The sequence below is a fragment of the Curtobacterium sp. PhB142 genome, from assembly GCF_004341255.1.
In the GTDB taxonomy this organism is placed as follows: domain Bacteria; phylum Actinomycetota; class Actinomycetes; order Actinomycetales; family Microbacteriaceae; genus Curtobacterium.
On record NZ_SLUT01000010.1, the window covers coordinates 1 to 13,233 of the forward strand.

A 13,233-nucleotide genomic window follows, 5' to 3' on the forward strand; every position below is an offset into this window, starting at 1 on the left:
GCGGCGAGCAGGGCAGCCGGGATGACGGCGAGGGTGGCGACACGGGCGATGGTGCGGTTCGGGCGACGCATGAGAGGAGATCCGTTCAGGTTGAGACTTGACTCGAATTTCGAGCTAGGTGAACCATACGCCTACAAATTCGTTCAAGTCAATTTTCGTCCCACACGGATCTCGTCTAAGATGGAACCATGAGCGCGAGCCCTCCTCCGATGAGTGACGCCGACCAGGATCGTCTGCTGGACGAGGCGGTCGCCGCGTTCTACAGCGCTCAGGTCGAGCACGCGCACCTGATGCAGCACCTCGCCGTCACGCACGACCTGAACCCGGTCGACCTCCGCGCGCTGAAGTTCCTCGGCGCAGTCGACGACGACCGCACGCCGAAGGAACTCGGCGGGTACCTGGAGATGGGGACGGGAGCCGTCACCGCCCTGCTCGACCGTCTGACCAAGCGAGGCCTGCTCGATCGTGTCCGCAACCCGGACGACCGCCGGAGCGTGCGGATCGAGCTGAGCGCCGACGGGTTCGCGGTGGTCGGGACGCTCCGGGCCGCCTACCGCCGGGCGCTCCGGCAGTCCTTGCCGCCGGAGAGCACGGATGTGTTCATCCACTTCACCGAACGCGTGTCGCACGCCTTCCGCGAAGCCAGCGTCGACTGAGGACGACCGACTCCCTCACGCGTCCCCCACGAGACTCACGGGAGTGGAGCTCCTCCGGCCCGACGGTGCGACGTGACGATGTCGATCTCCTCCCGCCGGAGCCCCGCCTCGACGCGGTGCTCCTCCGTGACGGTGTGGGTCGTCAGGGTGACGCGTTCGACCGGGACGACTGCTGTCGAGACCGTGATCTGTTCCTCGCGGAGGACCACGACGATCGGTTCGTGGACGGTGTCCGTGGTGCCGGCCGACACCGGTACCGCGCCGCCGATCGGCTCACGGACGAGTCGGATCTCCTCGTGACTGACGTCCACTGTGATGGTCCGCTGCTCGGTGACGATGACCCGCTCGAGCCGGACCCGTTCGATGGCGTGGCGTTCGGTGCCGATGACGAGTCGCTCTTCGCGTCGGACCACGTCGAGCTGGTCCGTCCGGTCGTCACCACACGGAGCGTCGCGCGGTGCGTGGCGAGAGGTCATGGTCTTCTCCGATGCTGGGGGCACGGTCCCGAGCGAACACGGGAGCGCGGGGATGGCCCTCGGCCCCGCCCATGGTGAGCGGGGCCGACACACAGGGCGCGCTCAGTTCGGGCGATGGGAACTGGTCGTCGTCGAGGCAGCTCGCTTGGCCTTCCCGGCAGCCTCTTCTGCCTGCTCGACGACGGACGGCGCACGCTGGGCGTGCTGCTGGATCTTCGGGGCTTCGGCCTCGGCCTTCTCGAGGATCGCCTCCCAGCGGTGCTGCATCGGCTTGATGAGTCCGCCGCCGGCTCCGACGATGACGACGCCGGCGATGATCGCCAGGACCGCGATCAGGAGCGGGGTGGTGACCGAGGTGGCCACGTCGATCTGGTTCAACGCCGCGGTCGCTCCGATGAAGACGATGAAGACCGCGACGATGTTGCCCAGCAGCTTGCCGTAGGAGAGACCACCGAGCGTGTTCTGGATCAGGCCCTTCGCTCCGGCCGCGATCGCCGCGGCGACCACGATGATGATGATCGCGACGATGATCTTCGGCAGGAACCCGATGATGCCGGCGAGGAGATCACTCACCGGGTTGGACCCGAAGACGCCGAACGCGAACTGGAGCACGAACAGCACCAGCGTGTAGTAGATGATCTTCGACACGATGTCGGAGGCGTCGAGTTTCGAGTTCGCGAGGGCCTTCTTGATGCCCCCGCGTTCGACGGCACGGTCGAAGCCGACCTTGGTGAGGAGACGCGAGAGCCCCTTCTCGATGAGCTTCGCGACGATCAGGCCGACGACGAGGATGAGCAGGAAGAGCAACGCGAGCGGGACGAACACGATGACCGCGGCCAGTCCGTTCTGCAGAGCGGCGGGGAAGTCCATGGGGTGAGCCTTTCGGGTGAGGGTCGGGTGGACAGGGCGCAGAGGAGGCGTCCTGTGCTGGCGACGGACGTCCGGCTGTCGCCGAGCGACCGTCGCCCAGCACGATCAGGAACGGGCGTCGCGGTCCGCGATGGTCTCGTCGGTCACGGCGGTGTCGTCGAGGACGATCTCCTCGTGCGCGACGTCCTCGGTGACCTCCTGCTCGCCGGCGATGGTCTCGGTGCCGAGCCGGACGCGCTCGACCGGGACCGTCTCCTTGGCGGTGACGACGCGCTCCTCGGTGAGCACGACCTCGTGTTCTTCTTCACTCAGTGCGGGCCCCGACAAGGCATCGTCGGCGGTCGCGTCGGTGATCGGCTCACGGCTGAGGGTGACCTCCTCGTGGCTGACGGGCACGGTCTTGGTGACCTGCTCGGTGACGATGTGCTTGCGCAGACGGGCACGGCCGGACTCGATCCGCTCGGTACCCACGTGCAGCCGCTCCTCGGAGCGGGTCATGGCGTCGTCCGTCGTCGGACCGGACGTGTCGTGTCCCTGGACGTCGGCGGAGTCCGTGCTCCGGTCGGCGTCCTGGTCGTACAGACCCGCATCCGCCGACGCGCTCGACGGGTTGCCGTAGAAGGAGTAGAGCGACTGCTCCTCGTCCGCGCTGAGCGCCCCGTCGGCGTCGACCCGCGGGGCGTCCTTCACGAAGGACTTCTCGTAGGCGACGTGGACGGCGCCGGCTTCGAACGTCGCGTCGTTCAAGGGTGCGAACGACTCCGAGGTGCCGAAGAGTCCGGTCCGCACCGTCACCCAGGTCGGAGCCTGGGTGTCGTTGTCGACGTAGACCTGGCCGACCGTGCCGATCTTGGCGTCGTCGCTCCCGTAGACGTCGGCGCCCGTGAGGTCGTTGATGCTGCTGCTGTCGATCATGGTGGTACTCCTCTTCCCCGGCAGGTCGCCTGGGGTTCGATGCGGAGTGGATCCGAGGTGACGGCGGCGCACGGCCCGCTCGATCGGCGGAGACCACCACCTCGTGGACTTACAGCGTAAGCCCAGCGGGAGCTTACATCGCAAGTCGCGATAGCGTGGGTTTGTCGGCCGCGAACTCGGCGCAGCGCCCGTTGTCAGCCACGAACCGCGGATCGGCAGGGAGATCAGCCGTGGCAGCACGATCGAGGGCGAACCGTTCCGAGACGAACGCACCGAGGCTCAGCCGTGACCTCATCGTCGAGACCGCGTTGCACCAGATCGATCGGTCAGGTCCCCAGGGACTGTCCATGCGGTCACTCGCGCAGGAGCTCAGCGTGGAGGCGATGTCCCTGTACCGCTACGTGCACGGGAAGGAAGACCTGCTCGAAGGCGTCGTCGCCTCACTGATGCGGGATCTCACCTCGCAGCTCACCGAGGCCGAGGAAGCACACTGGCAAGGGTTCCTGCAAACGGTCGCCCATGCCGTCCGGCAGATCGCCACGGACCACCCGAAGGCGTTCCCGCTGGTGGCGACCCGCCACCCTGCAGCCCCTTGGCTCCGCCCGCCGCTGCGGAGCGTCGAGGTCGTCAACACGTTCCTGACCGCGCTGACGGGGAACGGCTTCACGGACGCCCAGGCGGTCAACGCGTACCGAGCGTTCAGCAGCTTCCTGCTCGGCCAGCTCCTCCTGCAGTCAGTGGTCAGCGGTGCCGAAGCAGGCCCAGCCGAGGAACCGCTCGACGAAGGAGGCGCCGCCATCCCCGAGGGCGACGGCAACACGTCCCTCGACGTCGCACCGGAGGTCCGCCGACTCCGCACGTTGTTGAGCGAGGACCGCAGCGACGAGGAGTTCGAGGTCTCCCTCGAGGCACTCCTCGACCGACTGGACCGCGAACTGTCGCAATGACCCGCGATCGCGGTCCGGCGACGCGGCCGTCAGACGTGGGCGTCGAGGTGCCCACCCCACACCTTGTACGTGTCGCGGTACCGGTGCTCGTCCGACTCGGGCCGCCACACCGACCGCGTCAGCTCGTCCGGGAACCCGACTGCGCGCACCCGTGGACAGGCTTCGACGACGAGTCGAGTCCGCGCGTTGAGGCGACGACCGTGCACCCCGGCTGCGAGCCGAGCCGGCCGGGACAGACTCCCGGCGTTGTCGAGGGGTGGGATCTCACCGATGACGACCTCGGCATCCACGGGCACCACCTCGCGCAGGGCAGCGATCGTGTCACGGACGCGTTGTTCCCACACCCTCGTCGGCAGGACCCGGAGCGCATCCGTGATGCCGACCAACACGACGACGAGGTCGCACCGCCCCAGGTCCTCGCGGTGGGCGGCGATGACGGATGGGAGTTCCCGGACACTCGCCGACGGTGCGGGGAGCATCTTCCAGGAGACGCCGCGCGCGGTCCGTGCTGCCCGGTGCCGAGCGAAGAACGCGGGGAGCGAGAGCTCGTGGGTGCGGACGCCGAGCGACAGTTCGCCCCGCTCACCCACGAACACCACGCGATCCGGGTCCGGGCCGGGCACCGTGCCCTCCATCGCGTCGTCCGGGTAGAAGTCCCCGGTCGCGTCGAGGCGACGGAACACGAACTCGACGACCCGGGCACTGCGCGACGGGAACCTGAACGCGGCGCGGCGGAAGGACCTCGTCCGTGACACCGCCCAGCTCTTCCGAGCACCTTCGCCGACCGGGCTCCCGGTCGGGCCCGGTCCCCCAGTGTCGGCAGCGGCCCACCGGCAGGACACCGCGCCGTCCACCTTGCGCGCAGGCCGCGGGCCGCGTGCCGCAGGCGGACCGCGACGCGGTCGGCACGCCTTGCCATCGGCGCCGGTGTGCACCACTGTGTGGAGTACACGCTCGCTCGGAGGAACAGGGACCACATGCTGTCGGTGGTGTACGTGAGCACGATGAGCCGACCGGTCACGGACGAGGAACTCGCCGAGATCCTGGTGATCGGTCGCGAGAAGAACCTGCAGCTCGGCATCACGGGGGTCCTCGCCCACCAGGGGAGCAACTGCATCGGCATCATCGAGGGCGACGACGAGGTCGTGCGGGAACGGTTCGAGGGCATCCGTCAGGACCCCCGTCACACCAACGTGCGCCAGGTCGCCGCGGACACCGTCGCGACCCGGTCCTTCCCGGAGTGGTCGATGGCGTTCCAACCGGCGGACCCGTTGATCAAGGAGATCCCGGGGTTCCTCGACCTCTTCGCCGACGGGCACGCGCCCGACCCCGCCACCGGTACGTCCCGCGCGACGGCCCTGCTGGAGTGGTTCCGGAAGCACCCCCTGGCGCCGCTGACGAACCAGCACGGCGATGACGGCATCGAGCTGCGCACCCGGATCGTCAACGCGACGATCACGGTGCTGCACGAGACCGGGGTCGAGCAGGTCGACGTCGACACCGTCGCCGCCCGGGCCGAGATGACCGTCGACGAGCTGCGCACCCACTTCCCCACCCGCGAGAGCCTGCTGACGGCGACGGTCGACCGGTGGTCGAGTTCCGTGTCACGGCCCCTGCGGCCGATCGCGGACACGCACGGCGCGGTCGCGTACCTGCACGCGCTGGTCGTGGCGTACTCGGAGGAACCAGCGCTGATGCGGCTGCTCGCCTCGACGCTCGCCTCGAGCACCGACCCAGGGCACGAGGGCGCGGAGTACTACCGCACCCTGTACCTCCGGTTCCGTCGGACCGTCCGGGAAGCACTCGAGCGAGACATCCGGACCGGTCGCGAGCCGGCCACCATGGACCCCCCGCGTGCCACCGAGCAGCTCCTCGCGCTCTACGACGGTCTGCGGATCCAGTCGCTCCTCATCGAGGGGTTCGACATCATCGCGTCCTTCGACCGCGCCGTGTCACGGCTGCGGCGGGGGTGGGCCGAGGACTACCGGCACACGGACCTCTTCGAGATCCCGGTCGAGGGCACGGGCGATCACAACGCCCGCGAGAAGCAGACCGACTCAGGGTCGTCGCGGTAGGGCCCGAACGGCCGGATCCGCACGAACCCGTTCCGGGTGAACAGCGCGGCGGCATGCGGCTGCAGCACGCCGAACTCAGCGACGACCGCCGGTGCCTGCAGCTCTTCGGCCTGCGCGAGCAGTTCGAGCACCAGCAGGTCGCCGACGCCCTGCCCGCGGGAGTCCGGTCGGACGAACAGCCGCCGGACCTCGAACACGCCGTCGCCGGCCGCACTCAGCGACGCGGTACCGAGCGCCAGGCCCGAGCGGTCTCGGGCGATGACGTGCACGGCAGCGGTCGCCTCGGTCAGCGGACGGCCACGGTCGGCCGGGCGACCGTAGATCCGGTCGACCTCGATCCGGGCCGCGGCGCGCAGCCGGACGGCGTCCTCGTGGTCGAAGGGCTCGGCCGCGACCGAGAACGTCAGGTGCTGCATCGTGGTGTGTTCCTCGCCCGGCGCCGCGTCGTCGCGGGTGCCCCGTGGGTGATCGGTGTGCGTGCCGCCGCTCGAACCCGAATCGAGCGGCGGCACGGTGTGCGCGCTTCCGCTCGAACCCGAATCGAGCGGTGGCGCGTGCAGACGGCTGGCGTCTGCCCTCGGACGCCCTAGCGTCCGTGGTCTGTGGTGGGTCCGGGTCAGCTCACCAGGTCGAGGTCCCACACGGGGGCGACGTACTCGCGGGACCATCCCTCGCGCAACCGGGTGACTGCCCGGTCGAACGCTTCGAGCAGGTCCATCTCGGGGCGCACCATGGACTGCAGCTGCAGTCCCTCGTAGGTCGCGAGCAGCTGCTCGGCGCCGCGCGACGGCTCCATGGTGCTCGGTTCGCGACCGAGCAGGCTGTCGCGCTGCAGGGAGTCCTGCACGAAGGCGTGGAACCGGCGCCACCGCGCGTGCAGCATCGGCGCGAGCGGGTGCTCCGGTGACGCCGCGATGTTCAGGGTGGCGGTGAGGAAGCGCATCAGGGACGGGTCGGCGATGTTCGCGGTCACGATCGCACGCAGGAACGGCACCGTCCCGAACCGTTCGGCGAGTGGCATGAGCGGTGCGGTGCGCTGCTCGTTCCAGTGGTCGATGGTGGCCAGGAGCAGACCGTCCCAGCTGGGGAACGTCCGGCCGACCACGTCGACGTCCTGGCCGGCGTGGTCCGCGACGACGGCCGGGGTGACCTCGTGGAGCGGACGCGTCCGCAGTGCCGTGATCATCCCGTCGACGACGGCCGATCGGAGGGCGGCATCGTCCGAGGTCCGGCGCGATGATTCGATGTGCATGCATACACCCCACCAGGCACACCGGTCCCACCAAAGCCCCCGAACGGGGATCGCGCGCAAAACGGACCAGCACGATCCGGCCACGACACTTCCCACCGATCGACCTGCGAGCGATACTCATCCCATGCAGTGGGGACGGATCGTACCGGTCGTGGTGCTGGCCGTGGTGGTCACTGGAGGGCTCGCGGGGTGCGATGCGGAGGGCCGGATCCGGAGCATCGGGCCGGGGACCTCCGTGAGCTCCTGCATCGACCACGTGCCCATGACCGCGGCCGAGCGCCGCGAATCCGCCGATCTCGTCGTCGACGGCCAGGTCACCAAGACCGACCGCACCGTCGAGATCGGCGGCGTCTACGACGTCTACGACGCCGAGGTCACGACGACCTCGAAGGGGGATGCCCCCGGCGCCACCATCGAGGTCGTCAGCACGTCGGACCAGTGCACGACGAGCGGCGAACCCGTCGAGTACCTCGACGGCGACGTGCTCGAACCAGGGGGAACGTTCCGCCTCTACCTGACGAAGGCCGACCCCGAGGACGACGACAGCGTCTGGCGCCTCGTCGTCCCCGGCGCCGCCGAGCCGCTCACCACCGGCTGACGGCTGGCACGCACCACACGTGCCCTACGGTTCGGGGACCGCCACGATCCGGTTCTGGTACGCCCACACCACGGCCTGCAACCGCGACCGCACCCCGAGCTTCGGCAGCATCCGCGCCAGGTGCGACTTCACGGTCGAGACCTCGAGCACGAGCGCGACCGCGATCTCCTCGTTCGACATCCCCTGCGCGAGCAGCAGCAGGACCTCGCGTTCGCGGGCCGTGAGCACCCCGTCGGCCCGGTCCCCCGACACCGGCTGCAGGCTCCGTCGCGACACGAACTCACGCAGTACCCGCCGGGTCAGGGCCTGGTCGAGCGTCCCGTTCCCCGCGGCCACCTGGCGCACGGCGTCGACGATGGTGTCCGGCTCGGCATCCTTCAGCAGGAACCCGGAGGCTCCGGCCTCCAGCGCCCCGAACACGTAGTCGTCCAGGTCGAACGTCGTCAGCATCAGCACCGGTATCGCCGGGTCGGCGTCGGGAGCGCAGAACAGCCGGGCGAGCTCGATCCCGTTCATGACGGGCATCCGGATGTCCAGGCAGGCCACGTCGGGTCGCAACGAGCGCGCCAGCGCGAGCGCCTCGCCGCCGTCGGCGGCCACGCCGACCACCTCGATGTCGGCCTCCGCGCCGAGGAGCGCGGACACCCCGGCACGGACCAGCGGCTGGTCGTCCGCCACCAGCACGCGGATCACGCGACCACCTCGCCACCGTCGGCGGCCTGCGCGGGTGCGGCAGGTGCCTCCCGTCCGAGCGCCAGCTCCACCAGCCATCCGCCGGTGGCGGTGGGTCCGGTCTGGAGGCTCGCCCCCACCAGGTCCGCCCGCTCGCGCATCCCCCGCAGGCCGTTGCCGCCCGACGGTGAGGTCGGCGCTGCCGGAGCGGCGGCCCGTGCGTTCTCCACCCGGATCACCACCCGGGTCGGGTCGCGGTCGTCGACGGTGACCGTGCACGGGGCGGACGGGGCGTGCAGGGCGGCGTTGGCCAGCGCCTCCTGCACCGTCCGGTAGGCGGCGAGCTGCGCGAGCGGGCCGACGCCGTCTGCCAGCGCCTGGGCTCCGCGCGGGTGGTCGCCAGCGAGCACGTCGAGGCGCACGTCGCTGCGGAACCGGGCACGCTCGACCAGGTCGACGATGCCGGCGACCGTCTCGACCGCGCGTTCGGCGGGGACGTCCTCGCGCAGGAGCCCGACCAGGCGGCGCAGGTCGTCGAGGACGGCAGTGCTCTGCTCCCGCACCTGACGGGCACCCTCGTGCGCGCGCTCCGGGTCGCTGTCGATCTGGCGGTCGATCACGGCGGCCATCAGGGCGATGCCGGACAGGTGGTGGGCGGCGATGTCGTGGAGCTCGCGCGCCATGGCGGCACGTTCGCGGGAGACCGCGGCGTCGACCAGGGCGTCCTGTTCGCGGAAGACCGCGCTCGCCTCGGCGGTGCGGGCGGCGCGGACCTCGCGACGGGAGCGCACCAGCAGGGTGACCAGGAGCGGGAGCCCGACGGCGCCGATGGCCTGCAGGACGCCTTGGCCGAGTGCGCCGGTCAGGACCGCGCTGCCGGCTGCCACGAGCGCGCCAGCGACCAGCAGGGTCGGCCACAGGCGTGCGAGCGGGACACGGAGGGCGGCGAGGACCACGGCGACGACCACCGGCAGGGCGGTGAGGCCGAACAGGTCGAGCGACTGCGGAGCGAGCGCGGCGACCAGCACCGGCAGCGCGGACACCGCGACCAGCACGGTGCGCGGTGCCCGACGGGCGGCGAGCAGCGCGGCGGACTGGACCAGCAGTCCGAGCGCCAGGACGGTCCACGCAGCGGTGAACGGAGCCGGCACCCGCAGGGCCAGGGCGGGGCCGTCCGGCTCGAGGGCGTCGAGCGGCGGCAGGCCGATCAGCAGGCCGAGGGCCACGACGGCCGTGCCGAGCGCGACGAGCACGTCGACGCGGCGGTCGCGGGTGCGCGGGTCACCGTCGCGCGACGTGCGCGTGCGCGTGCGCGGGTCAGCGGAGGCCATCGTGTGATCCTACGAGGCGGGTGCGGGCGGGGACCGGGGCGTCGATCGGCAGCGCGCGGCGAGCCGGGTCGTAGCCCAGGCGGCCGCGGGTCACGACGAGGAGCACCGCGGCAGCGACGGTCGAGGTGATGGTCAGGCCGATCATCAGCGTGCCGGCGGTCATGCTCGGGTACATCTCCGGGAACAACGTCGAGATCGTGTTGTTCACGCCGACGTGCAGCAGCAGGGCCAGGGGCAGGCTCTCGCCGGTCTTGTTGAACACCTGGATCATCACGACGTTGAACGTGATCGTGAACAGGGCGAAGACCACGGGCTCGCTCCAGTGTGCGTTCGGCCACCCGCCCCAGTCGCTCAGGTAGAGCGGCATGTGCCAGAGCGCCCAGATCGGACCGAGGATCGCAGCGGCTCCGAGCCCTCCGAATCGGTGCTGCAGCCGGGGCAGGGCGAAGTCGCGCCAGCCGGGCTCCTCGCTCAGGCCGGTGGAGAACAGCTGGATGAGCAGGCCGGGCACCAGGGCGGCGAACGCCAGCGCCGAGGGAGCACGCACGTCACCGCCGGCGAAGGGCAGCGCGGACGCGACGATCACGGCCGGCACGACGACGAGCGCCAGGGCGTACCAGTACCACGCGACCCGCCAGCGGAACAGTCGCCCGACCCAGCGACGCAGGCCCGGACGGCCGTCGGCGACCGCGGTGACGACGAACGCGCCGCCCAACGGGCCGAGCAGCGCCCCGGGCAGCACCCCGGTGAACTGGGCGGAGCCAAGGATCTCGGGGAAGTGCAGGTTCCACACGCCCATGCCGTGCGGCGACAGGATGTACGGGATCCACGCCAGCCAGCTGAGGCCGAGCGCGAGGGTGAAGAAGGACGCGAGCGGGTGCCGGGCGATGACGCCGCTGACTCCCCCGCGCTCCTGCGGAGTGGTGCCGGCGGTGGGCCGGACTTCGGTGGTGTTCGTCATGCACACGACGCTAGGAACTGCGGCGTCGCGGGACGACCGGCTTCGGGATGCACCTGCCGGAGTTGCATCGAAGGATGCAGGCGGTGGCGCGGCTGCGGCGCACGGTGCGGTGTCCGCCGGCCCGTGCGAGGTTGACCGCTCCGTGCGCCGCTACGGCCCCGCACCGAGCCACCAACCTCGCACCGGACGAACAAGCCCGCACCGTGCGAGGCGGGGCACAGCGTAGGTCAGCGCAGCGCGGCCCGGAGTGCGTCGGCGATCAGCGCGAGCGCGGCGTCGATCTCGTCGGCGACCCGAGCGTGGGTCGCCTCGGACCGGCGGTAGGGGTCGTCGACGTCGTCGTCCGCGGGGTCGGCCGGCGGCGGGACGGTGCCGCGCAGGCGTGCCACCCGTTCGACCAGGGCCTCGGGCGAGTGCACGTCGGCCAGGTCACCGGGCTCGAGCCCCGCGAGCACCCGCGCGAACTGCTTGATGGTGAACGCCCGCTTCGTCGCCCGGGGTGCGAGCGACACCACGGCCGCGCGGTGCGACCGTTCGGCCGTCAGCACCAGGTCGGCCTCCTCGACGATCGCGGCCGTCAAGTAGCGCGAGCCGTGCCCCGACGGGTCACCGCCGAGCCGGACGGACTGTGCCGCGGCGGCGCCGTCCATCGCGGCACCGTCGTCGGCGATGGTGCCGGCGGACTCGACCACGAACGCCGCAGCGTCCGGGCCGAGTCGCGCCGTCAGGACCTGCGCGCCGAGCGGTGAACGACAGATGTTGCCGCTGCAGACGAACAGGACCCGCATCGTCAGGCGCCGGCGCCGAGCAGGTCGTGCCGGACGACGATGGCGTCGCGGCCCGGACCGACACCGATCGCGGAGATCCGCGCGCCGGACATCGCCTCGACCGCGAGCACGTAGTCCTGCGCGTTCTTCGGCAGGTCGTCGAACGAGCGGGCGCCGGTGATGTCCTCGGTCCAGCCGGGGAACTCTTCGTAGACGGGCTTCGCGTGGTGGAAGTCCGACTGGTTCACGGGGACCTCGTCCACGCGGACGCCGTCGACCTCGTACGCGACGCAGACGGGGATCGTCTCGAGCCCGGTCAGCACGTCGAGCTTGGTCAGCACGAAGTCGGTCACGCCGTTGATGCGCGCGGTGTACCGGGCGATCGGGGCGTCGTACCAACCACAGCGGCGCGGACGGCCCGTGGTGGTGCCGAACTCGAAGCCGTTGGCGCGCAGGAACTCGCCGGACTCGTCGAAGAGCTCGGTCGGGAACGGACCGGCACCGACGCGGGTCGTGTACGCCTTGACGATGCCGATGATGCGCTCGAGCTTGCCCGGGCCGATGCCGGAACCGGTCGCTGCGCCACCGGCGGTCGCCGACGACGACGTCACGAACGGGTAGGTGCCGTGGTCGACGTCGAGCATGGTCGCCTGACCGGCCTCGAACAGGACGGTGTCGCCGCGCTCCAGGGCCCGGTGGATCTCGAGGGCGGTGTCCGCGACCATCGGGCGCAGTCGCTCGGCGTAGGACAGCAGCGACTCGACCACTTCTTCGGCGTCGATCGCGCGGCGGTTGAAGACCTTGACGAGCAGGTGGTTCTTCTGGTCGAGGGCCGCTTCGACCTTCTGCCGCAGGATGTTCTCGTCGAAGATGTCCTGGACGCGGATGCCGACGCGGTTGATCTTGTCGGCGTAGGACGGACCGATGCCGCGACCGGTGGTGCCGATCTGGCGCTTGCCGAGGAACCGCTCCGTCACCTTGTCGATGGTGCGGTGGTAGTGCGTGATGAGGTGGGCGTTCGCCGACACGAGCAGCTTCGAGGTGTCGACGCCGCGGGCCTTCAGCGCGTCGAGTTCCTGGAACAGCACCTCGAGGTCGACGACGACGCCGTTGCCGATGATCGGCGTGACGCCGGGCGTGAGGATGCCGGAGGGCAGCAGGTGCAGCGCGTACTTCTCGCCGCCGACGACGACGGTGTGGCCGGCGTTGTTGCCGCCGTTGAACTTCACGACGTAGTCGATGCGGGAGCCGAGGAGGTCGGTGGCCTTCCCCTTGCCCTCGTCGCCCCACTGGGCTCCGATGATGACTGCTGCGGGCATCTGGTTCTCCTCACGTTGGCGGAGGACCTCACGCGACCAGGCGGGCCGGTGGTCCACCCCACTCTATCGGCTGGTCACCGGCTCGCCACCCGCGCGTCATGGACGCGGGAAACGGCGGACGGGAGGCCCGGTGCCAGCTGGCACCGGGCCTCCCGTCCGCATGTGACGTGCGTTCCGCGATCAGGCGCGGAAGAAGTCCTGGTACGACGGGTCGCCGACGGGCTGCGAGTAGCCGGGCTCGGCGAGACGCTGCTCGATCATCGCCTGGACGACGTCGGGCGGGGTGAGACCCCGGCGGCGCCACTCGGTCGGGTTGGCCCGGAGCTGGCTCAGCGTGTTCTGCATGCTGCAACCCTGGCACCGTGTAACTAGTTTGTCTAACTACCTGTCCTGA

Annotated in this window: 16 protein-coding genes; 4 read left to right on the forward strand and 12 right to left on the reverse strand. The window is 70.6% G+C overall.

The window, feature by feature from the left end; all coding sequences use genetic code 11:
* The first annotated feature begins 188 nt into the window (after nt 1-188).
* Nucleotides 189-656 (forward strand): MarR family transcriptional regulator, encoded by a 468-nt coding sequence (locus tag EDF31_RS17140; RefSeq protein ID WP_228504484.1) that lies wholly within the window; start codon nt 189-191, stop codon nt 654-656.
* A 35-nt stretch (nt 657-691) separates the two neighbouring features.
* Here EDF31_RS17140 and EDF31_RS17145 read toward each other — a convergent pair whose 3' ends face one another.
* The 3 genes from EDF31_RS17145 to EDF31_RS17155 form a co-directional block, all read right to left on the reverse strand.
* The gene (locus EDF31_RS17145) at nt 692-1,132 is read right to left on the reverse strand and encodes a YsnF/AvaK domain-containing protein (RefSeq protein WP_131847032.1); all 441 of its coding nucleotides are present in this window, start codon (nt 1,130-1,132) and stop codon (nt 692-694) included.
* A 102-nt stretch (nt 1,133-1,234) separates the two neighbouring features.
* Nucleotides 1,235-2,002 carry a hypothetical protein gene (locus EDF31_RS17150; RefSeq protein ID WP_131847033.1) on the reverse strand — a complete coding sequence of 256 codons (768 nt, stop codon included), beginning with the start codon at nt 2,000-2,002 and terminating at the stop codon, nt 1,235-1,237.
* Nucleotides 2,003-2,107: 105 nt separating this feature from the next.
* Nucleotides 2,108-2,917, reverse strand: a complete 810-nt coding sequence (locus tag EDF31_RS17155) for a PRC and DUF2382 domain-containing protein (protein ID WP_111086142.1) — start codon at nt 2,915-2,917, stop codon at nt 2,108-2,110.
* A 230-nt stretch (nt 2,918-3,147) separates the two neighbouring features.
* On the opposite strand from EDF31_RS17155, the gene EDF31_RS17160 reads away from it, so the two are divergent.
* Nucleotides 3,148-3,864, forward strand: coding sequence for a TetR/AcrR family transcriptional regulator C-terminal domain-containing protein (locus tag EDF31_RS17160; protein ID WP_111086143.1), 717 nt, complete (start codon nt 3,148-3,150; stop codon nt 3,862-3,864).
* A 29-nt stretch (nt 3,865-3,893) separates the two neighbouring features.
* On the opposite strand, the gene EDF31_RS17165 is transcribed toward EDF31_RS17160, so the two are convergent.
* On the reverse strand, nt 3,894-4,619 hold the full coding sequence (locus EDF31_RS17165; RefSeq protein ID WP_131847034.1) for a hypothetical protein: 726 nt from the start codon (nt 4,617-4,619) through the stop codon (nt 3,894-3,896).
* A 222-nt stretch (nt 4,620-4,841) separates the two neighbouring features.
* On the opposite strand from EDF31_RS17165, the gene EDF31_RS17170 reads away from it, so the two are divergent.
* A complete protein-coding gene (locus EDF31_RS17170) occupies nt 4,842-5,939 on the forward strand; it encodes a BLUF domain-containing protein (protein WP_131847035.1) in 1,098 nt (365 codons plus the stop codon).
* On the opposite strand, the gene EDF31_RS17175 is transcribed toward EDF31_RS17170, so the two are convergent.
* Together EDF31_RS17175 and EDF31_RS17180 are read right to left on the reverse strand one after the other, a co-directional pair.
* The gene (locus tag EDF31_RS17175) at nt 5,894-6,355 is read right to left on the reverse strand and encodes a GNAT family N-acetyltransferase (protein ID WP_131847036.1); all 462 of its coding nucleotides are present in this window, start codon (nt 6,353-6,355) and stop codon (nt 5,894-5,896) included. The genes EDF31_RS17170 and EDF31_RS17175 overlap by 46 nt on opposite strands.
* A gap of 200 nt (nt 6,356-6,555) precedes the next feature.
* Nucleotides 6,556-7,191: a hypothetical protein gene (locus tag EDF31_RS17180; RefSeq protein ID WP_123310369.1), complete on the reverse strand. Its 636-nt coding sequence runs from the start codon at nt 7,189-7,191 to the stop codon at nt 6,556-6,558.
* A gap of 124 nt (nt 7,192-7,315) precedes the next feature.
* Between EDF31_RS17180 and EDF31_RS17185 the strand changes: the two genes are divergently transcribed.
* A complete protein-coding gene (locus EDF31_RS17185; protein WP_131847037.1) occupies nt 7,316-7,789 on the forward strand; it encodes a hypothetical protein in 474 nt (157 codons plus the stop codon).
* Nucleotides 7,790-7,813: 24 nt separating this feature from the next.
* On the opposite strand, the gene EDF31_RS17190 is transcribed toward EDF31_RS17185, so the two are convergent.
* The 6 genes from EDF31_RS17190 to EDF31_RS20085 all read right to left on the reverse strand — a co-directional run bounded on the left by EDF31_RS17190 (nt 7,814) and on the right by EDF31_RS20085 (nt 13,184).
* Nucleotides 7,814-8,482, reverse strand: coding sequence for a response regulator transcription factor (locus tag EDF31_RS17190; protein ID WP_123293595.1), 669 nt, complete (start codon nt 8,480-8,482; stop codon nt 7,814-7,816).
* On the reverse strand, nt 8,479-9,792 hold the full coding sequence (locus EDF31_RS17195) for a histidine kinase (RefSeq protein WP_131847038.1): 1,314 nt from the start codon (nt 9,790-9,792) through the stop codon (nt 8,479-8,481). The genes EDF31_RS17190 and EDF31_RS17195 overlap by 4 nt, the downstream gene beginning before the upstream one ends.
* A complete protein-coding gene (locus EDF31_RS17200; RefSeq protein WP_131847039.1) occupies nt 9,779-10,753 on the reverse strand; it encodes a type II CAAX endopeptidase family protein in 975 nt (324 codons plus the stop codon). The genes EDF31_RS17195 and EDF31_RS17200 overlap by 14 nt, the downstream gene beginning before the upstream one ends.
* A gap of 227 nt (nt 10,754-10,980) precedes the next feature.
* Entirely contained in the window at nt 10,981-11,541 is a 561-nt protein-coding gene (locus EDF31_RS17205) for a low molecular weight phosphatase family protein (RefSeq protein ID WP_131847040.1), read from the reverse strand.
* A gap of 2 nt (nt 11,542-11,543) precedes the next feature.
* On the reverse strand, nt 11,544-12,839 hold the full coding sequence (locus tag EDF31_RS17210) for an adenylosuccinate synthase (RefSeq protein WP_111086193.1): 1,296 nt from the start codon (nt 12,837-12,839) through the stop codon (nt 11,544-11,546).
* A 180-nt stretch (nt 12,840-13,019) separates the two neighbouring features.
* Complete coding sequence (locus EDF31_RS20085) at nt 13,020-13,184, reverse strand: hypothetical protein (RefSeq protein ID WP_159573348.1); 165 nt, start codon at nt 13,182-13,184, stop codon at nt 13,020-13,022.
* Nucleotides 13,185-13,233: the final 49 nt, after the last annotated feature.